We start from the raw sequence: 23,303 nt of genomic DNA, 5'->3' as shown, positions 1-23,303 counted from the left end.
GATGTCAAATTTACATTTTTTTCTTTAAAACTCGCAATTTCGTTTCATGTTATTAATATTTATAGGAATCTACCTTTTTATCACTGTTATAGTAGGTTGGTATTCCTCCAAGTTTGTTAAGAATTCGCAGGATTATGTACTTGCCGGCAGAAAAATGCCCACCTTCGTGGTCGCCTCTGGCTTGTTTGCTACCTGGTTTGGTTCAGAGACTGTAATGGGTGCGAGTTCAGAGTTTCTTAGTCATGGTTTAATTGGAGTCATTGAAGATCCCTTTGGAGCGTCTTTGTGTTTATTGCTCATTGGTTTATTTTTCGCAAAACCACTTTATAGACTTAAACTTTATACTTTTAGCGATTATTTTGGCTTACGGTTTGGAAAAAAAGTAGAGGTTATATCGGCTTTTTTCATGATCCCCTCCTACTTCAGCTGGATTGCGGCACAATTAATTGCTTTGGCCATTATTTTACAAGCCATTTCTGGGCTGCCCTTTGTTTTGGGAGTAATTTTATGTGCATCTATAGTTTTGTTTTACACATTTATTGGCGGCATGTGGTCGATATCTATAACTGATACGATCCAAACCGTTTTAATAGTAGGAGGATTGGGATATTTAAGTTATTATTTTTATGCACATTCTGGAGGTTTCGACACCATAAAAACAAAAATTCCAAAAGATTTTTTTAGGATGATTCCTAAGGAAAATAATTTAAATACTTGGTTATTATACTTCTCGGCATGGATTACAATCGGATGGGGTTCTATTCCACAGCAAGACGTATTTCAGAGAGTATTGTCTGCAAAATCAGAAAACACTGCAGTAAGAGGATCTGTTATTTCAGCATTTATGTACTTGACCGTAGCCTTTCTGCCTTTATCAGTTGTACTGTTTGGTTCAATTTCGCACCCAGAGCTATTGAAAGCTGACAATCAAATGTTCATTCCTGAATTGGTATTGGCTCATACCAATCTTTTTATTCAAATACTGTTTTTTGGAGCATTGATTTCGGCCATTTTAAGTACTTGTAGTGCTGCTATTTTAGCACCAGCTACTGTGGTGGCAGAAAACATCATAAAACCTTATTTTGGCAAATCATTAAAAGACCAAGATTTATTGAAAATCATGCGGTATTCGACCATTGCTATTACCATCATCGCCGTTTCGATGACATTTATTAAAACCAATATTTATGAATTGGTGGGTGAAGCATCTGCCTTGAGTTTGGTAGCACTTTTTGTACCACTTACCGCTGGTCTTTATTGGAAAAAAGCGAGTAAAACTGGAGCAATATTATCCATGATTCTAGGCACAATTTCTTGGTTAATAGCTCTCAATATCGACTTGGGAGTCCCTCCAGCGGTATTTGGATTTATAATCAGCTTATTGGCGATGATTTTAGGAAGTCTATTCTCAAAAACCTAAACCTTTGGCCACGTGCCAGCCACCTGTCCAAGCAGCTTGAAAGTTAAAGCCCCCTGTAACTGCATCAATGTTTAAAATCTCACCTGCGAAGAACAAGTTTTCGTGTTTTTTTGAAGAAAAAGTTTCAGGGTATATTTCCGAAAGATCAATTCCTCCAGCAGTCACGAATTCTTCTTTAAAAGTACTTTTACCATTTACTTCATATTGGGCTGAAAGCAAATTATCGGACAAAGCTTGAAAATGCTTTTTGCCGGTCTCCGCCCATTTTTGATGCTCAGATATTCCAGCTTTTTCACAAATGTATTTCCAAAATCTAGCAGTAAGACCAAACAATGGATTGGCCAAAACATTTTTCTTTGGGTTTATTTCAAGATTTAACCGGAATTCATTCAAAACCTTGTCTTTCTGTATTTCTGGAAGCCAATTTACAGCAATTTTAAAAACATAATCTTTGGCTTTAAGTTCTAAAGCGGCCCAAGCCGAGAGCTTTAAAATAGCCGGACCGGATAATCCCCAGTGTGTAATGAGTAAAGGACCAGACTGCTCAAACGTAGAATTAAGAATTTTGACCGAGCAAGCTGAGAAACTTACTCCCTGTAAATCTTTAAGTTTTTCGTCTTTAATATTGAAGGTAAAAAGCGACGGAGCTTGTGGTGCTATTTTAAAATTCAAACCGGTTAGAATCTCCCAAATTCTTTTGTCGCTACCTGTGGCAATTAGCAAATTCTTTGTAACAAAAGTCTTCTCAGAATTGGTGGAAACCTCCCAAAAACTTCCCTTTTTTACAATATTCTTCACTCTTTCTGAAGTAAAGAGCTTTACTGACTTAGATTCATATAAAAAACAATCAATGATAGTTTGTGATGAATTACTCTCAGGAAATACCCTGGCATCTTTCTCTGTTTTGAGTCGAATTCCCCGTTTTTCAAACCAAGTAAAAACATCTTTTGAACCAAATCTTTCGAAAGGTTCTAACAAAAACTCGTGACCTCTAGGGTAATTGTTTATCAACTCTGTGGGTTCAGTGATAGCATTCGTTACATTACATCTGCCACCACCAGAGACTTTTACTTTTTGTAAAACCTCACGGTTTTTCTCTAAAATAGCAACTTTTATATTGGGTAAATTTTGAGCTGCATTTATAGCCGCAAAATAGCCCGCTGCTCCGCCCCCAATCACTAGAAAATCAAATTCGAGCATCAATTATTGTTTCATGTACTTAGAACTCAGAGCTTCTCGCTCTTCGCGAAGCAATTTAATCAATTTTTCAATTTCAGGAACGGTTTTTCCATATTCAAATGTCACTTTCTTAGATTTATCATCGGCCGTAATGATTTCTATCCATTCCGAACCGCCATCTGCACAGTCGGGGCATCCGTAAACATCATTGAGGTTGAAGAATTTTTGTGTATCTATTAATTTCTCAATATCGCTCACTTTTTGAGCAGATAAAACATCTTTGTAAGCGTACTCTTTGTTTTCTAAAACACCCGACTCAAAATTGCGTTCTTTCACTAAAAAATTAACATGTTGGTCTTTTATCGTCATTTCAGCGTGACACTTACCCACACAAAAGCCAAAACTTTGCCCAGACTTAATGGTTATGGTGGACAAATTAGTGGTTGATTTTGGATCAAGGTCAATAAAACCACAAGAAGAAACCAAAAATATTGATAAAAATAGAATGAGGGTATTTTTCATGAGATAATCAATTTGTAATTTAATATCTGTCAGTTGATTGCAAGTTTCTTCAAAAATAAAGTCTTCTTAGAAACTTGTTTTCGGGAAAATCTTCTGATTTTTGTAATGAAGACCAAAAATAAAAACAAATAGTTGGAATGACCGCCAAACAAATTCAATATACGAGTGAAACACTCAAACTTAGATCATCTCAAATCACAAAAACGGTAGAATTGTTGCTAGATGGTGCCACTGTGCCCTTTATAGCCAGATATAGAAAAGAAGTAACAGAGAGTCTCGACGAAGTAGAAATTTTGGATATAAAGAAGCTTCATGAAAAATTCATAGAAGCCGATAAAAGACGAGAAGCCATTCTGAAATCTATCCAAGAACAAGGAAAACTAACTCCTGAGCTCGAAAACTCCTTAAAGAATGCACTTTTTGTAAACGAATTAGAAGATATATATCTGCCATACAAGCAAAAAAAGAAAACCAGAGCAACGATAGCCATTGAGAATGGTTTAGAACCGCTTGCAAAGATTATTTTTGGCCAGAAAGACCGAGATATAGAAAATATCGCAAAAAAGTACGTTTCTGACAAAGTAAAAAATACGGCTGAGGCACTTGCTGGAGCAAGAGATATCATAGCAGAATGGATAAATGAAGACATAAATGCGAGAAATAAGATAAGAACTGTCTTTGAAAAGAGCGGAATCCTGACTTCAAAACTCAAAAAAGGAAAAGAAACGGAGGCCGCAAAATACAAAGACTATTTCGACTATTCAGAAGCTGGCAAAAGCATTCCTTCACATAGATATTTGGCGATAAAACGAGGCGAAGAAGAGGGATTTTTGAAAGTGAGTATTGATATCGAGCTTGAATATGCGATTGATTTGCTAGAAAGAATTTATTTACAAGGCTTTACAGAACCCAAACAGCAAGTTGGCTTGGCTGTTGAAGATTCACTAAAAAGACTTCTTCTACCCAGTTTAGAGAAAGAATTTGACAACAAACTTAAAGAAAAAGCCGATTTGGCAGCGATTCAGATATTCACTGGAAATTTAAGGCAACTGTTACTTTCCGCCCCTTTAGGCCAAAAACGAGTTTTATCCATAGACCCAGGTATTCGGACAGGTTGCAAAACTGTGGTTTTGAACGAATTGGGCGATTTAATAGAAGACTTGGTTATTTTTCCGTTAACCAAACAACAAGAATCGGCAGCCATTATAAGATCATTAATAGAAAAACATAAAATAGAAGCCATCGCCATCGGTAACGGAACGGCGAGTCGAGAAACCGAAAGTTTTGTAAAAAATGCACTTTCAAGTTTCGAAAAAGGCAAATCGGTGATGACAGTGGTAGTTTCGGAACAAGGAGCATCTATTTATTCGGCCTCTGATATTGCCAGAGAAGAGTTTCCTAACAAAGATTTGACCGTCCGTGGTGCCGTTTCTATCGGACGAAGATTGATGGATCCATTGGCAGAATTGGTAAAAATAGACCCAAAATCCATCGGAGTAGGACAATATCAACACGATGTTGACCAAAAAAACCTAAAAGAATCGTTAGATGTAACAGTGGAATCTTGTGTAAACCTTGTAGGTGTAGAATTAAATACTGCGAGTAAACATTTGTTGAGTTATGTGTCAGGCATCGGTCCTTCTATTGCTCAAAATATCATTGATTACAGAACCAAAAATGGTAAGTTCAAAAGCAGAAAAGAGCTAAAACTTGTGCCTAGGCTCGGTGAAAAGGCATTCGAACAAGCTGCAGGATTTCTCCGGATTCATGGGGCAGAAAATCCATTGGATAACTCGGCAGTGCACCCAGAAAGTTATCATTTGGTTGAAAAAATGGCAAAAAACCTAAACACAACTTTGAAACAATTGATTGAAAATCAGAATCTTCAAAAAAGTATTGATCCAAAACAATATGTTACCAAAGAAGTTGGTTTGCCTACGCTTAATGATATTCTGAATGAACTGAAAAAGCCAGGTCGTGACCCAAGAGAACAATTAGAAAGCTTTGAATTTGGAAATGTTAATGACATGAAAGACCTGACTACCAACATGGTTTTGCCAGGAATAGTGACCAACATAACCGCTTTCGGATGTTTTGTAGATATTGGTGTTCATCAGGATGGCCTTGTGCATTTATCGAATATGGCCAATAGATTTATAAAAGACCCCAATGAAGTGGTGAAAGTGCATCAGAAAGTCATGGTGAAAGTTATAGAGGTGGATGTTCAAAGAAAAAGGATTGCTTTGAGCATGAAGGACGTCTAAATATCGCCTACATCGCCTAAACCTTCTCTCAATACATGAATGTTTGAACTTTCAGTAGCATCAACTACTGTGGAAGGAATTACTCCGCACCAACCTGCGTCCACGATCATGTCCACTTTGTGCTGGTTTTGGTCAAAAAGTAATTCTATTTCATTCGGGTATTCTACAATGTCGTCAATGTCGTCTTTGACAGAGGTTGTGATGATAGGATGCCCTAGCTTTTGAATAATAAGATTGGGAACTTTGTGGTCTGGTACTCTTATTCCGATAGTTTTTCTGTTGGTTTGGAGTATTTTGGGCAAATCCCCTGTAGAGGGCATAATGAATGTAAAAGGTCCTGGAAGTAGACTTTTCATTAGTCGAAAAGCCTCATTGGACACTTTGGCGTAAGTTGAAATATCTCTTAAGTCACTACAAACAATAGAGAATTTATTCTGACTTGGTTTTATGTTTTTGAGCTTACAAAGTCTTTCTACAGCTTTCACATTGCTCGAATCACAGCCCATGGAATAAACCGTATCGGTGGGATAAATAATTACCCCACCGTTTTTCAAACAGTTTACAATTTTATCAATAACCCTGTCGTCAGGATTATCAGGAAATACCTCTACTAATTCAGCGGCCATTTATTTTATTTTTTTCTTACCAGTCGATGTTGCTACAGGAACTGGATTTTTAAGGGCAGGATAATTGAAAACCAAATTACAGAATGTTTTAACGCCAACCGTAAACCCCGACTCATCTAAATAAAAATCGGGAGTGTGGTGTGGAGCGGCCTCACTAGAAGGCTTTTTGGGATCCATTCCTCCTAAAAAGAAGAAAAAACCAGGTACTTTTTCCTGAAAATAACTGAAATCTTCAGCTCCCATAGATGCTGGAACTTCTCTAACCATATTATTACCAGCCGATTCGAAGAGAGTAGGAACCATCATTTTTGTGAGTTCTACATCGTTAATCGTTACAGGATAACCGTTAACAATGTCCACATCCACTTCGCATCCTGCACCTTCACCTATGCTCTTAGCAATGGCCTTAATTCTCTTATGTACCAAAACTCTCTGCTCTCTTCCCAATGTTCTGATTGTTCCAATCATCTTCACCTCTTCTGGAATAATATTATGTCTAATTCCTCCATGTACCGCTCCAACTGTCACTACAGCAGGTGCTTCAGTAAGTTTTACACTTCTCGAAACAATGGTTTGAAGTCCCATAATAATTTGTGAAGCAGTTACGATAGGATCAACACCCTCCCAAGGATAAGCTCCGTGAGTTTGCTTACCTTTGATTTTGATATTAAGTTCGTCCACAGCCGCAAGAGTTGGTCCTGGCTTGTAAGCAATCATACCCGCAGGTGTTTGTGAGTTGATGTGCAAACCAAAAGCTACATCTACTTTTGGATTTTCCAAAACACCCGCTTTTATCATCCCATCCGCACCAAAAGCTATATTTTTGTCTGTAACACCTTCTTCAGCTGGTTGAAAAACAAATTTTACAGTTCCAGCTATCTGATCCTTCATACTGGCCAAAACAGAAGCTGTTCCCATCAAAATAGCCACATGGCTGTCGTGCCCACAAGCATGCATCACACCGGTAGTTTGCTCATTATAAGTAACCTTCACGTTTGACTTAAATGGAACATCTACTCTTTCGGTCACGGGTAAACCATCCATATCTGCTCTCAAAAGCATCACTGGACCTGGTTTTCCACCTTTAAGAACACCTACAACACCCGTAAAAGCTACGTTTTCGGTAACTTCGATGCCTAATGACCTTAGATGATCTGCAACAATTTTTGCAGTTCTAAATTCCTGATTTCCAAGCTCTGGATGCTCGTGAAAATCTCTACGCCAGGCGATAACTTTGGGCTCAATTTCTTTAGACTTCAGCTCAATGATTTGTTTGATGTTGGTTTGAGCAACAATTTGAACTTGCGACAAGCCCAATAATAAGGATAGGGTTAGGAGTTTTTTCATTATTTATAGTTTGTTTATTATTTCGTTTACAGCTTCTGGGCGGTCTGTGGCCAAAATATCCACGCCTTGGTCGATAAAAGTCTTATAATATTCATCTCCTCTTGCGGCGGCTCTCTTGTCCAAATTGCCTAACACGCCCAAGATACACATAATACCTTTTTTATGCAAAAAATCAATAAGTTCGGTTTTGGGTTCTCTAGTTCCAATAAATGCAACCATATTCTGGTCAGGAATCCCAGCCTCATGAAGACGCTCATAGTCAGACACTTGCATTATACTTACAGAAATGAGGAGATTAGGATTTAATTTATACACCTCAATGGCTTCATTTGCATTGTAGGTGATGATGAGTGCGTAATTCTCGGCATTTAGTTTGTCCACCATCTCAACTACTCTTTTGAATGGAGTGGTTTTCTTTACATCAAGGGTAAAGATTACCTTATCCTTACCCCATTTGAGGGCATTTTCTAGAGTTGGGATTTTATAATCAGTGGAATTGCCAAAATTATCCTTCAACTTAAGTTTTCGCACGGTTTCAAAAGTATTATTTACAACTAAATCTATTCCTGTGGAAGTTCGGTCAAGGGTTTTATCGTGCATCAAAACCATCACCGAATCTTTAGTCATTTCTATGTCACACTCTATCAAACACGGCATTTTTTTTGAAATATAGTCAAAAGATTCGAGGCAATTTTCAGGAAAACCTTTCAGTTCACCACCACCACGATGAACCGAGACCATTGTTCTTTTTGATTTTTCGTATTGAAAAAACTCAAAAATAGAACTTGGCTGAGCTGTATATTTTTTGTTAGTTTGAGTTATTTTGCAGGAAAAACCAACAAATATTAACAAAATTAATCCTAATTTTTTTGTCATTATGATTGAAATGTCTAAAATGTATTGGACAAATTTAGCCATAACAGGTTAAATTTATCGCAAAAGCATGCCAAAAAACGACCAACCAATCAAAATTTAAATCTTTAATGAATATTTTCTAGATATTTTTTTAGATTTCGAAATAATTTCTTAATTTTGCAGTCCGAAAGAATAGACAAATAAGAATTAATTAAATATTTCAGATGGCAAATCATAAGTCAGCATTAAAGAGAATTAGATCAAACGAGGCTAAACGTTTAAGAAATCGTTACCAACATAAAACTACTAGAACAGCTATCAGAAAATTGAGAGCTTCTAAAGATGCAGTTGAGGCGTCTACATTGTTGAAAGCAGTTTCTTCGATGGTTGACAAATTGGCTCGTAAGAATGTAATTCACAAAAATAAGGCAGCTAACCTTAAGTCTTCACTGACTAAGCATGTAAATGCTTTGGCAGCTTAATTTTTCCGAAAAATATTATTTTGAAGGCTGACTTTTTTGAGTCAGCCTTTTTTTGTTTAGTTTTATTCTAAAAAATAAAATTATAAATGTCATACAACATAAAATCTGGTATAAAAGCTTGGGCTGAAGACGATCGGCCAAGAGAAAAACTGCTTAACAAAGGCAAACAAAGCCTTTCTGATGCTGAATTGGTAGCGATTCTTATCGGTATGGGTACGCGAGAAATGTCCGCTGTTGAACTTTCCAAATTGATTTTACAATCTACAGCAAATAACCTCAATGAACTTGCCAAATTGAGCGTAAAAGAATTGATGAAGTTTAAAGGAATAGGAGAAGCCAAAGCGATAAGCATAGTGGCAGCCATGGAATTGGCACGCCGCAGAAAAGACACCGATCCGCTCAAGAAGGACAAAATTAAATACTCAAAAGAAGCATATAACTTTCTAAAACCCTATATGATGGATCTCGACCATGAGCAATTCTGGATGATTTGCCTCAATAGGAACCAAGAGGTCACGAAAACTATACAAATCAGCACCGGTGGGGTAACAGGCACTATAGCCGACCCAAAAATCATCTTTAAACATGCCTTAGAGAACCTTTCAAGCTGCATTATTCTGAGTCACAACCACCCCAGCGGAAATCTTAACCCTAGCCAGGCAGACATAACACTCACAAAACAATTGACCGATGGTGCCAGATTATTGGACATGACCCTTTCAGACCATATTATATTTGCGAATGACGGCTACTATAGTTTTGCTGATCAAAACATGCTTTAAATGAAAAAAATCATCGAAATCGGGTTATCCGATATTCCGAATATCCCAAGTTGTACAATAGTAGACATTAGAGAAAAAGAAGAATTTCTCGAGCAAAACATTGGTGGAATAAATATACCCGCACACGAAATCACGACTCGACTTTCGGAAATTTCTAACAATGAAAATCTTATAATTGTGTGTTCCAACGGCCTCAGAAGCAGTATTATGGCCAGAGTAATTCATAAAAAAATCCCCAACGCAAATGTTTACCACTTGAGTGAAGGGATTTTTCAATAAAAGTATATAAAATTACTTTCTTCCGATTCCTTTATAATCTCTGTCGTTTTTTACCAACCATTTGCCTATTACAAATGCACCAGAAAGCAACAAAACAAAAAACAAAATAGGTAACCAAGTGGGAAATTGATATCCAAACATATTATTCTTCTTTTTTCTACAAATTTAGGACAAAAATATTTCTAAAGGAATACTTTGGATTAAAATTAAATTCAAAATAAGCTGTAAACAGCAAAGCCAGCCAAAACAACTAAAATAACCCAGGCCACAAATTGAAGCAAAACCGGATATTTAAAACCACTGAAAATATTTTTATTTCTTATACTTAGTAAAACTATTGCCAAACCTATGGGTAAAATAAATCCGTTGATATAGCCGGCAAAAAGCAACAAGTTCACCGGTTTTCCAAAAACCAATATTGCCAGAACCGAAATAAGAACAAAAATCAAGGCAAAAAACTTCTTTTTTTGTTCAAAAACCGGATGAAAATCCTTTAGAAAAGCTATGGAGGTATAAGTTGCTCCAATAACGGAAGTAATGGACGCTGCCCAAATCATAAGGCCAAATAGTACTTTACCTATGCTACCAAAAGTGGCCATAAATACCGAAGCCGTTGGATTATTAGCATCAATGCTAATACCTGTAAGAACGATAGACAGTGTTCCGATAAACAAAAAATACCGCAAAACACCCGTAAAAACTATGCCAATAGACGCACTTTTAACAACCTCTTTGGAGTACTCTTCTCCCACTATACCAGCATCCATGAGTCTCTGTGCACCTGCAAAAGTGATGTACCCACCCACAGTGCCACCAATAAGGGTAATGGTAGATTTTATATCAAAAACTTCTGGTAAGATACTAAATCCGATGAGTTTTGCGAAATCAACCTTGGCCTTAAAAATCATTATTGTTATCAAAACTAACATCAGAATTCCTAGGATTCTAATGACATAATCAAGTTTTTTAAGACTGTTTTTAGAGTAAAAAAGATAAAAAACAATGCTTGCGGTTATTACAATTCCCAATTGGTTGGGAATGTCCAACATAGCGTTTATCCCCATGCCAGCTCCTGCAAAGTTTCCTATATTAAATACTAGACCACCAAAAGCCACACAAATGGCCAAAAGGTTGCCTAATCCAGGAAGCAAAATATTCCCTAACTGTTGAGCCTTTAGATTAGAAAAGGTCAGCGTTCGCCAAATAGTTACTTGAGCAACCACATCAATTATGATGGAAACTACGATAACAAAGCCAAAATTATAAAGGAGTTTTTCGGTAAAAACAGTAGTCTGCGTTAAAAATCCAGGCCCGATAGCCGAAGTGGCCATCAAAAATGCTGCTGCAAATATTTCTTTTCCTGATTTTTTAAACATAAATAAAGCCTATTTAACTTACAAAAATCAAATAAAAACAAAAAATGACAAATAAAAAAACGGCTTGTGATTAGTTTCTTAATAACTTATTTTTGTCTATAAAAATACATACCTTATCCATTACGCATTTGTGTATGAAAAATTTTCTTTCTATTTGTAACAAAAACCATTTAAGACAACATTTATGCGTCCTCTTTTAATAGCAGCTGGCTTAGTTTTAGCCTTGATTTTAGGTAAAATTTTCTTTTTTAATGACAATTCTGAACCAAAATCCGATAAACCCGGTGATAAAAAGCCAGGCAATGCGGCCATGGGTGGAAAAGGCGGAGATGTCAAACCTATGAGAGTAACTACCACGGTGGTGGGTCTTGGCGATTCTCAAAAGACCGTTTTTTCATCCGGTACTACAATAGCAAACGAGGAAGTTGAAGTTAAGAGTGAAATTTCAGGAAAAATTGTAAAACTTAGCATTCCTGAAGGTTCCGTTGTTCCTAAAGGCTATTTGATTGCCAAAATCAAAGACGATGATATTCTTGCTCAATTGAGAAAAATAGAATTAGAAGAAAAACTAGCAGATCAAATAGAAGCACGTCAGAAGAAATTATTAGATATTAATGCTATCAGTAGAGAAGAATACGAAATTTCACAGAACAGAGTTTTTACTCTAAAAGCAGATAAAGACTTATTGAAAGTTCAATTGGAAAGAACAGAAATCAGAGCCCCTTTCTCAGGGAAAGTTGGTTTAAAAAACATTTCTTTAGGTGCTTATGTTACCCCTGCAACAGTTATTTCTACAATTGTACAGTTTAATCCAATGAAATTAGATTTTACAGTTCCTGAAAAATATGTTTCGGAAGTTAAGCTTGGAAAAATAATTAAATTCCAAACAGACGGTTCAAATAACGAGTATACAGCTAAAATAGTAGCCATTGACCCTAAAGTAGATGAAGCTTTGAGAACTTTGAAGGTACGTGCAATTTCACAAAATGGTGGTAATAACCTAATGCCGGGTATGTTTATTAAAGTTTTATTGAATTTAAACACCTCTCAATCCATTATGATTCCAACTGAAATGGTTATTCCTGTTGCTGATGGTAAAAAAGTGTTTGTTAAACGAAATGGCAAAGCAGAAGAAGTGAACATAATCACCGGATTGAGAGACGCCAACAGCTTACAGGTTTTAAGCGGCCTAAACATTGGAGATTCATTGATAACTAGCGGGTTAATGACACTGAAGGCAGGAAGTCCAGTATTTACTAAAAATAATTAATTATGTCAATATCAACCTTATCGATCAAAAGGCCAGTTTTGGCAATTGTGATGAACCTGCTCATACTTTTGTTTGGGTTTATAGGTTATCAATATTTAGGTGTTAGGGAATATCCTTCCATTGACCCGCCAATTGTAAACGTAGGTACGAGTTACCCTGGTGCAAATGCAGACATCATAGAATCGCAAATCACCGAGCCATTGGAAAAAGCACTTAATAGTGTTGAGGGTATAAGATCTGTGAGTTCTAGTTCAAACCAAGGAAATTCTAATATTACCATAGAATTTAATCTTGATGTGGACATGGAGAAAGCAACTAACGATGTTAGAGATAAAGTTTCTCAAGCCGCTTTTATTCTTCCAAGAGATTTGGATGGTTTGCCAACAGTTAGGAAAGCCGACGCAAACGCCGAAACTATTCTTTCTTTATCTTTAAATAGTGATTCAAGAAACATTTTGGATGTTTGTGATTATGCCGAAAACGTAGTTTCTCCTCGTCTTGAGACCATTGAAGGTGTAAGTGAGATACGTATTTGGGGTTTCAAAAGATATGCCATGCGTCTTTGGATGGATCCAAATAGGTTGGCCTCTATGGGAGTAACCACACAAGACGTAAAATCTGCCTTGGATAGAGAGAATGTTGAATTACCTTCTGGTAAACTTCAAGGTACGAACACTGAACTTGTTGTAAAAACAGTTGGTAGATTCACTAATGCTGAAGATTTTAACAACATGATTGTTAAAAACGTAGGAGATAGAATTATCAAATTTAGAGATATTGGCTATGCAGAAATCGGAGCCGAAAATCTTGAAACTATACTCAGATGGAACGGTGTTCCTATGTGCGGAATTGCTGTTCAACCTCAACCCGGAGCTAACTACTTAGACATTGCTAAAGAAGTTTACAAAAGGAAAGCAGAAATAGAAAAGACATTGCCTTCTGATATTAAACTCGGTACCATCCTAGACTATACCACTTTCGTTAAGCAATCGGTAGAGGAAGTTGTGGAAACTTTAGCTATTGCCATTATTTTGGTGGTTATCATCATCTTCTTGTTCTTTAGAGATTGGATTGTAGCGGTTCGTCCTTTGATTGATATTCCAGTTTCGTTGGTGGGTACATTTTTCATTATGTATATTTTTGGTTTTTCCATAAATGTACTTACACTTTTGGCCATTGTTTTAGCTACAGGCTTAGTAGTGGATGACGGAATTGTGGTTACAGAGAACATCTTCAAGAAAATTGAGGAGGGCATGAACCCGATAGAAGCGTCTGTAAAAGGTGCAAATGAGATTTTCTTTGCAGTTATTTCTACATCTATTACACTTGCTGCGGTATTTCTACCTGTTATTTTCATGGAGGGTTTTGTAGGAAAGCTTTTCAGAGAATTCGGTGTAGTGCTCTCCAGTGCGGTCCTTATTTCTGCCTTTGTGTCGCTCACACTGACACCAATGTTGAATGCCTATTTGAATAGAAAAACTATCAAAAAGTCGAAGTTTTATAATATGACAGAGCCTTTCTTTGAGGGAATGGAGTCAAATTACAAAAGTAGTCTTTTGAATTTCTTGACAAAAAAATGGTTGGTTATGCCTATCATGGTGGTCATTTTCGGAATGGTTTACTTCTTTTGGGGTGAGTTAAAATCTGAACTTGCTCCTTTAGATGATAGAAGTGCTTTGCAAGTACAATTTACAGGCCCAGAGGGTTCTTCTTATGATTATATGGACAAATATATTCAGAAAGCTGGCAAAATGATGAAGGACTCTGTTCCTGAGCTTGCTGGTGTTATGACCATGACTGCTCCATCATTTGGTGGTTCTGGAGCTGCAAATACTGGATTTAGTAGAATTGCACTATATCCAAAAGACCAAAGAACCAAATCTCAGGCAGAAGTGGCTGAAACGGTTTCTAACTTATTGAAGAAATTGCCAGACGCAAGAGCATTTGTAAATCAGCAACAAACAATAGCAGTAAATAAAAGAGGCGGTTTGCCTGTAGGATATGTGATTCAGGCTCCTGACTTTGCAAAACTTAGAGAATACCTTCCAAAATTCATGGATGAAGTGCAGAAAAGTCCAGTTTTCACTACCACAGATGTTAACCTAAAGTTCAGCAAACCAGAGTTATCAATTAAAATAGACAGAGAAAAATCAAAAAGTCTAGGAGTAGCTGTGGCTGATGTTGCTCAAACCATGCAATTGGCTTTTGCAGGTCAAAGGTTTAGTTATTTTACTATGAATGGAAGGCAGTACCAAGTAATTGGACAGTTTGAGAGAGGCGACAGAAATGAGCCGCTTGACCTCAAAAGCATGTATGTGAAAAATAGCCAAGGCGACCTTGTTCAGTTAGATAATATTGTGAAAGTGGAGGAAAATAGTAGTCCGCCACAATTGTACCATTATGACCGTTACATGAGTGCTACTGTTTCTGCTGGATTAACCCCTGGAAAGACTATCGCAGACGGTATTAAAGCTATGGATGAGATCAGAGATAAGCTTGGTGATGAAAAAGTAAGAACGGCATTAACAGGTTCTTCAAGAGACTTTGCTGAGAGTTCCTCAAATACTTTGTTTTCGTTTGGACTTGCCCTTATTTTGGTATTCTTGATTTTAGCGGCCCAATTCGAAAGTTTCGTTGATCCATTAATCATCATGTTTACTGTACCTTTAGCTATAGCTGGAGCCGTTTTATCTCTTTGGTTATTTGATCAGACTCTTAATATTTTCAGCCAAATCGGTATGATTATGCTGATCGGCTTAGTTACTAAAAATGGTATCTTGATCGTAGAATTTGCAAATCAGTTGCAAGAAAAAGGATATCCAAAGGCTAAAGCTGCCGTAGAGGCCGCATCGTTGCGATTGAGACCTATTCTAATGACCACATTAGCCACAACCTTTGGTGCCTTACCTATTGCACTTGCTCTGGGTTCTGCTGGATCTAGCAGACGTTCAATGGGTATTGTAGTTATTGGCGGATTGGTAATGTCATTGATTTTGACACTCTACGTAATCCCTGCCATGTATATTTATTTAAGTAAAAAGAAAAACTTTGAAAGGATGAAAGCCATCGAAGAAATGGCCGAAGCTTGATATTATTTATGAAAAAATCATTAGTTAAAGTAGTATTTTTACTACTCGTTGGATACGCAGCATCATCGCAGGGCTTATTAAAATTGAGTGACGCTCAGAAATATGCTTTAGAAAACAATTTTAGCCTGAAAGTATCTGAAAAACAAGTTGAACTAGCTCAAAACCAAATCTTTAAGGCCAATGCAGGAATGTCTCCAATCATTGACTGGAACACGAGTTTTAACTCTTCTTTCAATCAAGTAAACCAGAACTTTGTAGACGGTAGAGTAATTAATCGTTTTGGTAGATCACTTTCTCCAATCAGTAATTTAGCTTTAGCATATACGCTTTATGATGGCAGAAGAATGCAAACTGTCTTTGAAAGACTAAAAACGCAGGGTCAGCAGTCAAAAATTCAACAGCAACTAGCAATCCAAAATACGCTGAGTAATGTCATGCAAGTGTATTTTGATATTCAAAGATTACAGAATACCGAAGAGTATTTAAATGAAATCATAAAATATTATGAAGAAAGGCTCAAAATAACTGAAGAAAGGTGGCAGATTGGACGAGGTTCAAAATTAGATTATTTACAGTCAAAAGCTGACTTGAGTACCCAATTGACCAATCTGACCAACAACAGCAATCAATTAAAAAATGCAAAAATCAGCCTCAATGGCGTTTTGGGACGAGATCCCAAGATAGAATTTGAAGTGGAAAAAGAGCAGATTGCAAGTCCTATGTATGATTTATCTTTTTTGATAGACCAAGCAAAATCACAGAATCCTGAATTCTTGAATTTGAAAAAAACTGAGGAAATTAACTTGCTGAGTCAAAAAGAAGCGAGTTCATTTAAAAAGCCAAGAATCAACTTGAACAGTTCTTTTGGATACAATTTTAACTCAAACAATGCGGGTTTGATTACTTTTAACCAGTCAGTTGGCTTAAATGCTGGTGTTTCGGCATCTTGGAGGATTTTTGATGGTCAGTTGATAAACAGGAATATTCAGTCATCAAAAATCAATGGGGAAATAATTCAAGCACAGAAAGCAGATTTACTGAATAGACTAGAAAATCAGCTAACCACTTCTTATTTTCAATACGAAACTGACAAGAAACTTCTTGAGTTAGAAAAAGAGAATAAAGAAATTGCAGCTGAAAACCTATCTATTTCATTAGAAAAATTCAAGTTAGGCTCATCTACTATTTTGGAAATAAACGACGCCCAAACTCGGTACAATACGGTTTTGAATCGCTTGGTAAGTGCTCAGTTCAATGTAAAAATATCACAGCTAGACTTATTGACCATCAGCGGCCAATTGATGAAGTAATTTTAATATCATAAATAGCTTTTGCAAATACCAAAGCATTCGGAGTATCGCTGTGAATACAAATAGTATCGCACTGAAGTTCGATAAGTTTTCCATCTAAAGTACTTATAACAGACCCATTCACAAGTGATTGGGTCTGTTTTTTTATGTCTTCTACATTTGACTTTAAAGCATTTACTAAGCTCCTATTTGCTAATGAACCATCAGACTGATACGATCTATCCGCAAAACATTCCGCATAGGTCTTTAATCCCATTCTTTGGGCTTCTGATATACTCACGCTACCGGACAAACCAAAGAGGATGAGTTCATTATCAAACTCATAAACAGCTTTAGCAATTGCTCGGGCGTATTCAGAGTTTTTTGCGGACATATTATACAAAGCACCGTGAGGTTTGACATGTTTCATTCTTAAACCTTTCGCTTTCAAGGATTTATCCAAAACAGATAACTGCGTACTTACCAGTTCTTTAACCTCTACGAATGATAAATCTATTTCACTTCTTCCGAAATTTGCTTTATCATCAAAACCAGGGTGAGCTCCAATATTTAAATTATACTTTTGGGCATTCTCTATTGTTCTGTCCATAATCTCCTGGCTTCCAGCATGAAAACCGCAGGCTATATTGACTGAAGTTAAGAAAGTCATGAGGGCTTCATCATGCCCTGAATAGAGAAAATCAAGTGATTCTCCCATGTCACAGTTGATATCAATTTTCTTTTTCACAAAGCTTTAATGATTTATTTATCAGATTAAAAGTTTTTTCGGTCTGCAGCATTATTTCTACAGCCAGCTCGTAGCTGATCATTTCAAACTCAATCTTTGATTGAAAACCAAGCTGAGACAATTTGGAAACGTCTTTTTCAATAACAAAACCTAATTTAGGATAGCCACCACTCACTTGGGCATCGGCCATCAGAACAATCAACTGTCCATCAGGCAAAAGTTGGATGGTACCTTTTGTAACCGATGCAGAAACCATTTCCTTGTTTTGCAATAGAGCCAAAGGTTCACCACTTAATCTATAACCCATGCGATTGGAGTCTTTGGTGATTAAAAATTCTGAATTTAGCAGACTATCCTTCGATTCAATATCTAATTCATCAAACTCAAAACTGGGTACAAATCTTATTTTTTTATCGACGAAGTCATAATCAAAAGATACTCCATAATTGACTTGACTATTTTCTAGCTCACATTTATTTCTTAAAGCTATAATTTGAGAAAACTCTGGAAAATTCAACTGAGCATTGGTAGATTTTGAATGCAACCAATCTGAAATTTCAAAGCCACCTTTCACACCGAAATACAGTCTTTCTCCATTCAATTTGTGTTTAAAGACTAAATAATCACCAGATTTTGCTTGATATATTTTATTCTTAGTTAGCAATTTTTCATTCAAAGTAGCATTAAAATCTGCACCTGTTATGGCAAAAATACATGATTCTTCAAATTCAATATGTGGACCTGGAAAGTGAATTTCTAAAGCGGCTTCATTTGAATGATTTCCTAAAATTATATTCAACAACCTTAAGGCCAAACTGTCCATCGCTCCACCAGTATTAACTCCAACGGATTGATAACCAAACCTCCCCTGGTCTTGGAATGTGCTTAGAACACCTTTTTTCAATATTTTCATTGATATTTCAAATCGGTTTAAATGTTACTTTATCTCCGATAGAAAGATAACTCAGCTTTTCTAAATCAAACAGTTCAAGTGCAGTTGTACCTATTATTTGCCATCCACCCGGACTTTCAGATGGATATACACCTGTTTGAAAACCACCAATACCTACACTTCCCTTTGCAACTTTTAGCCTTGGAGTATTTTTTCTAGGGACAAATAGCCTCTCATCCATCCCCAACAAATATGGAAAACCTGGCAAAAAACCAATCATTGCCACCGTATAAATAGTTTTTGAATACAATGCAACAAACTCATTTACAGATAGTTTACAATAGTTTGAAACATAATCCAAGTCTATACCATCATACTTTATAGGTATTTGTTTGAGTATTGATTCTTGGAAATTAGAATCAAACTCATCCATTACATTTTCAGAAAACCAATTTTCAAAAAAAGTCAACAAAGAAGTATTGGAATTATAAAAACTAAAATCTACAAATATGCTTATGGAATTATAGGAAGGAACCGTTTCGACTAACCATGGCCAATTCTGGGACTTAAGAGACTTTTTTATCTTTAAAACTTCCTCATGAGCCTCTAACCCTATTTTTTTATTCAAGAAAATGCAAATCGCTTTTTCTGACAAAATAGACAAAGTGAAAGGGCTTTTCATGCTTATTTTAGTAGTTTTAAAGCTTCTTGAGCTGTTTTTACGGGTAAATGGCAGGCTTTATCAACGCAAACATAAATGTTTATCTCGTTAGGATTTTGCATTCTTCCTTCAAACTCTGGTAATGTGGACTCATTATCTGCTCCGAAATAAATGGTATTGGGATTGTAATAATTTCTTTGAATTTCTGCTATAATTTCTTTAAATCCTTTTCCATATACTGTAATCTCAAAAGGACTAGAAGAAAACAAAAGTCCAACATCGGTCCAATTGCTCAACCATTGTGGATCTTTTAGAGACAAGGGTTTTATTTTTGAAAAAATGCGACTTGAAAGCTCAAAATACTCTGTATTGTTTAAAAATCGACTTAAAAAGTAGAGATTCTTTAGCATCATGGAGTTGGAAGCTGGAATCACATTATCAAAAATTTCCTTTTTTCTGGCTATTAATTTTTCACCTTCAATATCCGTAAAATAAAACAGAGATTCTTCTAGGTCAAAAAAGTTTGCCAAAGTATAATTCATTAGGCTTTGAGCTTTAAAAAGCCACTTTTCTTCAAAACTTATTTGATAATATTGAATAAAAGCCTCAATTATAGCAGCATAATCGTCTAAGAATGCTGGAATTTTCTTCACATCATGCTGATGCCAAAGTCCATGTGCTTCGACTCCATCTTCATTTCTGAATTCAGAAACTAAATGATTTTCAATGAATTGTACGTTATTTTCAATCAAATCTAATCCAATTCCAAATACCTTGTATGCTTCTATTAAACCAGAAAGCATCAAACCATTCCACCCACAAATTATTTTATTATCCAGACCGGGCCTTATTCTCGAATTTCTAAATTTCAACAATTTTTTATTACATTCTGTTAAAAATTCCCAGTTTTCAGGAATGGCCTCTAAATGCAAAACGTTGTTTCCATGCTCCCAATTTCCTTGTTTAGAAAATTCATAAGTAGTCATGAATTGTTGTGCATCTTTTCCTAAAATGTTGGATACTTCTTCGTTTGTCCAAACATAATATTTACCCTCAACACCCTCAGAATCAGCATCAAGAGCGGCATAAAAACCTCCAAATTCTGAAGTCATCTCTGATCTGAGCCAATTTACACTTGATTCTACAGCCCATTTGTAAAGTTTCAAATTTTCGGTAAAACCTTCTTTTGAACTAAAAAAAAGAAATGTTTTGGTATAAAGGCTCACCAATTGTCCATTATCATAAAGCATTTTTTCGAAATGTGGAATTTTCCATCTTTCGTCCGTAGAGTACCTCGTCCAGCCCCCAGCCAAATGGTCAAATATACCTCCAAGTGCAATTCTATCTAAAGTATTTTGTAATTGAGAAATAGTAGCTTTGTTGTGTGCATGAATCGATAAATTCAAGACCAAATTCCAAACACTGGGCATTGGAAACTTCGGTGCACGATTCATTCCACCCAATTCTTCATCAAAGTCCTTTGAAAGCTTTTGTTCTATTTGATTTAGCTCATCCGAAGAATATCTGTAATCAGTTTCGTCCATTCCAAACAAATATTTCTCCGAATCTTTGTTGTTTAAACTTTGGGCAAAACCTTCCGCTGACTCCTCTAAAGCGGCTCTTTTCTCTTTAAATGACTCTTGAATTCCATAAAGAAGATTTACCCAATTTTTTTTTGGAAAATATGTACCACCATAAAACGGCTTGGTATTCGGCATCAAAAAAACATTTAATGGCCATCCGCCTCTTAAACCCATGTTTTGAAGAGCTTCCATGTAGATGCCATCAATATCAGGTCTTTCTTCACGGTCGACTTTAATATTCACAAAAAAAGTGTTCATGACCTTCGCAACTTCCTCATTTTCAAAAGATTCATGCTCCATTACGTGGCACCAATGGCAAGCCGAGTAACCAATGCTCAAAATAATAACTTTATCCTCATCAGCAGCCTTCTGAAGGGCTTCTGGCCCCCATGGATACCAATCTACAGGATTGTTTTTGTGCTGAAGTAAATATGGACTGGTCTCTTTGGCTAAATGATTCATTGTGCAATAATAATTTTTTTGGAAACTAAAGATGACCCATCTTCTATACTGACTATGAGTTCATTGGCTTTAAAGTCCGAAACGTTTATCAATCTATCGAAAACCAATTCTTTGGATTTAACTTCTTCATTATAAAGAGTTTTACCCAAAATATCTGTAATTCTTAATCTAAAATTCGTGGCAGATTTCAGTTCAAATTGTACCCTTATTTGTCCTGAGGTTGGATTAGGAAAACATTGTAATTCTGTAAAATTGATATTTGGTTCAAGGCCTGTTGCCAATAAAAGATCAAACTGACAGAGAAAGATTTCATAGCCTTTTAGCGTGATTTCTTTGCTAAAATTACCATAACTGACCAATATTTTAGCTTCTTCTGTATCTGATTTAGCGTTCGGGTTATGAGCCACTACAAGCAATTTATTTTCTTTCAGAACTCCTCTCCAAATTGGCTTCTTGGTTTCGTTATACTCTCTTGCAGATATGGTCTCTATAAGTTTGTAATCGCCCTCAAACATATTTTTAAACTTCGACAGCCTATATAAACCCTTTGTAAAGTACTCATAATTAGACATATCGTTTTCTGTAATTGTCGGATCCTCCCAAAGCCATAAACCCTTTGCTCCAGCAAAAAACGGAAAAATAGCCATCGATTCCGCCATCCAGGGTTTTATGTTTTTCAGCACAAACTCTTTGTTAAAGCTATATTTTCCCCACACGAAAAGCATTTGTTCTTTATTCGTCCAAGCTCTATTGGCCTCAATTTGAAACAACAAATAGGACAAATACTCACCCGCAAAAGGATGTGGATAGTCATAATAAAAATAAGCCGAAGGTGTCATAAATGTCTGTGAATTATAGGCCAAACCACCTACCTGATTCTTATCAAAATCATAACACAAATAATTCACTACAGATTTATCAGTTTTCCAAGCATCCCATGACCTCCCCTGAATATTTATGAAAGTGTTGAGAATGGGGGCATCTGAGTAAGAACTAACATTTTGAGCAGTCACTTTTCCTTTTTCCAAAATGTATTGCATGGCTTTTCCATACAATTCCTGAATTCCACGCTTATATTGCTCAATAAACTGTTGATTGGATAAATTCCTAAATTGCTGTGGAACCACGCTAGAATTCTTCAATACCAAAATAGAATCATCCGATTTTAGTTGGGTTTCTACATCAAACACAAAAATATCAGAAGCAATCCTATCAACTCCATTAGTTTCATCAATCATTCTGGTAATTTCCGAGTCCCAATATTTTTGTGAAACGCTCAAATCGTTGTTGAAAGGTGATTTATGCGTCATCCAAGGCTGAGCCGGATTTGTGTAAGCAACACTATATTGTATAAATGCTCTATTTTTTTCTGGTATGAGATTTAAAAAATTCGGATTCGAAAGATGCGTAAATCCTCGCTTAAACATTAGCCCAGTATTCACAAATCTAGAAGGTCCACCATAGACGATTTTGAACGGTAATTCAAACTCCGGAAATTGTAACCAATTGATTCCATTGCCCGATTGAGAGGGTTTAAAGTCAAAATCGAGGGTCTGTGGACAGGTCTGAGAATAGCTAGAAATAGAGAAAATACAAAAAATAAATATATAAAATTGCCTATTAATATATCCTAAATATTTCTTTCCTAAATTTGTAGGCATTCTATTTCGTTTTATTACAAAATTAACTCAAAAAAAATGAAAAAAGTCTTAATAATAGCATTTGTTACTTTCATTTCTTTGGCTTGTAAGGATGACAAGGTAGAACCAACGAATCTTAGTCAATCTGAATTACTGTCCTTAAATGGCTGGCAATTAAGCAGATATACTGACACAAACGGAAAAACTCTAACCAACTCGGAATTAAATATCGCGGCAGTAGCCCTTTATGGTTTGCAATTTGAGTTTCGGACAGATAAAGAGACCAGAGCTGTTGATAAACTCACGAAAAACATTTTAAACCGAGGAACTTGGGATTTACTTTCTCAAGAAACGGTTTTAGATATCAACATCACAAGTTTTAAAGGACAATTTAAGATAATTACGCTTTCGAAAGGAAAACTGACTTTGCAAGCCAGTACAGGTAATTTTTTGTCTGGTGTTGGGTCAGAAATTAATATGGAATTTGTTGAATCTAAAAACTAAATTTGTCTAAAACTTTAAAATTAGCCCTCTTTA

At 36.1% G+C, this 23,303-nt stretch carries 21 protein-coding genes; 9 read left to right on the top strand and 12 right to left on the bottom strand.

Going from position 1 to position 23,303, the window contains the following annotated elements; genetic code table 11:
- Window positions 1–46 precede the first annotated feature (46 nt).
- Window positions 47–1,420 (top strand): sodium:solute symporter family protein, encoded by a 1,374-nt coding sequence (locus EGI26_RS17320; protein WP_255080328.1) that lies wholly within the window; start codon window positions 47–49, stop codon window positions 1,418–1,420.
- Here the strand turns inward: EGI26_RS17320 and EGI26_RS17315 are convergent.
- Complete coding sequence (locus EGI26_RS17315; RefSeq protein WP_255080326.1) at window positions 1,409–2,620, bottom strand: NAD(P)/FAD-dependent oxidoreductase; 1,212 nt, start codon at window positions 2,618–2,620, stop codon at window positions 1,409–1,411. The genes EGI26_RS17320 and EGI26_RS17315 overlap by 12 nt on opposite strands.
- Before the next feature lie 3 nt (window positions 2,621–2,623).
- Entirely contained in the window at window positions 2,624–3,121 is a 498-nt protein-coding gene (locus EGI26_RS17310) for a hypothetical protein (RefSeq protein WP_255080325.1), read from the bottom strand.
- Window positions 3,122–3,258: 137 nt separating this feature from the next.
- Between EGI26_RS17310 and EGI26_RS17305 the strand changes: the two genes are divergently transcribed.
- Window positions 3,259–5,385 carry a Tex family protein gene (locus tag EGI26_RS17305; RefSeq protein WP_255080324.1) on the top strand — a complete coding sequence of 709 codons (2,127 nt, stop codon included), beginning with the start codon at window positions 3,259–3,261 and terminating at the stop codon, window positions 5,383–5,385.
- On the opposite strand, the gene EGI26_RS17300 is transcribed toward EGI26_RS17305, so the two are convergent.
- Genes EGI26_RS17300 through EGI26_RS17290 form a run of 3 tightly spaced genes read right to left on the bottom strand, consistent with a single transcriptional unit; the run spans window position 5,382 to window position 8,234 of the window.
- The gene (locus EGI26_RS17300; RefSeq protein ID WP_255080323.1) at window positions 5,382–6,011 is read right to left on the bottom strand and encodes an L-threonylcarbamoyladenylate synthase; all 630 of its coding nucleotides are present in this window, start codon (window positions 6,009–6,011) and stop codon (window positions 5,382–5,384) included. The two genes, EGI26_RS17305 and EGI26_RS17300, sit on opposite strands and share 4 nt — an antisense overlap.
- Complete coding sequence (locus tag EGI26_RS17295) at window positions 6,012–7,358, bottom strand: amidohydrolase (RefSeq protein ID WP_255080322.1); 1,347 nt, start codon at window positions 7,356–7,358, stop codon at window positions 6,012–6,014.
- A 3-nt stretch (window positions 7,359–7,361) separates the two neighbouring features.
- Window positions 7,362–8,234, bottom strand: a complete 873-nt coding sequence (locus EGI26_RS17290) for a glycerophosphodiester phosphodiesterase family protein (RefSeq protein WP_255080321.1) — start codon at window positions 8,232–8,234, stop codon at window positions 7,362–7,364.
- 203 nt (window positions 8,235–8,437) lie between these two features.
- On the opposite strand from EGI26_RS17290, the gene rpsT reads away from it, so the two are divergent.
- The 3 genes from rpsT (at window position 8,438) to EGI26_RS17275 (ending at window position 9,756) form a co-directional block, all read left to right on the top strand.
- Window positions 8,438–8,695, top strand: a complete 258-nt coding sequence (rpsT, locus tag EGI26_RS17285) for a 30S ribosomal protein S20 (RefSeq protein ID WP_255049628.1) — start codon at window positions 8,438–8,440, stop codon at window positions 8,693–8,695.
- An 86-nt stretch (window positions 8,696–8,781) separates the two neighbouring features.
- Window positions 8,782–9,477, top strand: coding sequence for a RadC family protein (radC, locus tag EGI26_RS17280; RefSeq protein WP_255080320.1), 696 nt, complete (start codon window positions 8,782–8,784; stop codon window positions 9,475–9,477).
- On the top strand, window positions 9,478–9,756 hold the full coding sequence (locus EGI26_RS17275) for a rhodanese-like domain-containing protein (RefSeq protein WP_255080319.1): 279 nt from the start codon (window positions 9,478–9,480) through the stop codon (window positions 9,754–9,756).
- Window positions 9,757–9,768: 12 nt separating this feature from the next.
- Here the strand turns inward: EGI26_RS17275 and EGI26_RS17270 are convergent, their stop codons facing one another.
- Together EGI26_RS17270 and EGI26_RS17265 are read right to left on the bottom strand one after the other, a co-directional pair.
- Window positions 9,769–9,897, bottom strand: coding sequence for a hypothetical protein (locus EGI26_RS17270; protein WP_255049625.1), 129 nt, complete (start codon window positions 9,895–9,897; stop codon window positions 9,769–9,771).
- A 71-nt stretch (window positions 9,898–9,968) separates the two neighbouring features.
- Window positions 9,969–11,132, bottom strand: coding sequence for an NRAMP family divalent metal transporter (locus tag EGI26_RS17265; RefSeq protein WP_255080318.1), 1,164 nt, complete (start codon window positions 11,130–11,132; stop codon window positions 9,969–9,971).
- 184 nt (window positions 11,133–11,316) lie between these two features.
- Here EGI26_RS17265 and EGI26_RS17260 point away from each other — a divergent pair, with 184 nt between their 5' ends.
- From EGI26_RS17260 to EGI26_RS17250, 3 genes are read left to right on the top strand one after another with little or no spacing between them, the layout of a single operon-like run.
- Entirely contained in the window at window positions 11,317–12,402 is a 1,086-nt protein-coding gene (locus tag EGI26_RS17260) for an efflux RND transporter periplasmic adaptor subunit (RefSeq protein WP_255080317.1), read from the top strand.
- Between the two features lie 2 nt (window positions 12,403–12,404).
- A complete protein-coding gene (locus tag EGI26_RS17255) occupies window positions 12,405–15,491 on the top strand; it encodes an efflux RND transporter permease subunit (protein WP_255080315.1) in 3,087 nt (1,028 codons plus the stop codon).
- Window positions 15,492–15,499: 8 nt separating this feature from the next.
- Window positions 15,500–16,801 (top strand): TolC family protein, encoded by a 1,302-nt coding sequence (locus EGI26_RS17250; RefSeq protein ID WP_255080314.1) that lies wholly within the window; start codon window positions 15,500–15,502, stop codon window positions 16,799–16,801.
- Here EGI26_RS17250 and EGI26_RS17245 read toward each other — a convergent pair.
- Genes EGI26_RS17245 through EGI26_RS17225 form a run of 5 tightly spaced genes read right to left on the bottom strand, consistent with a single transcriptional unit; the run spans window position 16,779 to window position 22,787 of the window.
- Window positions 16,779–17,498: a 5-oxoprolinase subunit PxpA gene (locus tag EGI26_RS17245; protein WP_255080313.1), complete on the bottom strand. Its 720-nt coding sequence runs from the start codon at window positions 17,496–17,498 to the stop codon at window positions 16,779–16,781. The two genes, EGI26_RS17250 and EGI26_RS17245, sit on opposite strands and share 23 nt — an antisense overlap.
- Before the next feature lie 13 nt (window positions 17,499–17,511).
- Window positions 17,512–18,441 (bottom strand): biotin-dependent carboxyltransferase family protein, encoded by a 930-nt coding sequence (locus tag EGI26_RS17240; protein ID WP_255080312.1) that lies wholly within the window; start codon window positions 18,439–18,441, stop codon window positions 17,512–17,514.
- A 7-nt stretch (window positions 18,442–18,448) separates the two neighbouring features.
- Complete coding sequence (gene pxpB, locus EGI26_RS17235) at window positions 18,449–19,102, bottom strand: 5-oxoprolinase subunit PxpB (protein WP_255080311.1); 654 nt, start codon at window positions 19,100–19,102, stop codon at window positions 18,449–18,451.
- 2 nt (window positions 19,103–19,104) lie between these two features.
- The gene (locus tag EGI26_RS17230) at window positions 19,105–21,126 is read right to left on the bottom strand and encodes a thioredoxin domain-containing protein (protein WP_255080310.1); all 2,022 of its coding nucleotides are present in this window, start codon (window positions 21,124–21,126) and stop codon (window positions 19,105–19,107) included.
- On the bottom strand, window positions 21,123–22,787 hold the full coding sequence (locus tag EGI26_RS17225) for a T9SS type A sorting domain-containing protein (RefSeq protein WP_255080309.1): 1,665 nt from the start codon (window positions 22,785–22,787) through the stop codon (window positions 21,123–21,125). Before EGI26_RS17225 ends, EGI26_RS17230 begins: the two co-directional genes overlap by 4 nt.
- A 36-nt stretch (window positions 22,788–22,823) precedes the next feature.
- On the opposite strand from EGI26_RS17225, the gene EGI26_RS17220 reads away from it, so the two are divergent.
- Window positions 22,824–23,270 carry a hypothetical protein gene (locus EGI26_RS17220; RefSeq protein ID WP_255080308.1) on the top strand — a complete coding sequence of 149 codons (447 nt, stop codon included), beginning with the start codon at window positions 22,824–22,826 and terminating at the stop codon, window positions 23,268–23,270.
- The last annotated feature ends 33 nt before the right edge of the window (window positions 23,271–23,303 follow it).

Source organism: Lacihabitans sp. CCS-44 (assembly GCF_024343735.1).
Classification (GTDB): domain Bacteria; phylum Bacteroidota; class Bacteroidia; order Cytophagales; family Spirosomataceae; genus Leadbetterella.
Note: the sequence above shows the minus strand (reverse complement) of the source record. Positions and strands in the feature narration are given on the sequence as shown.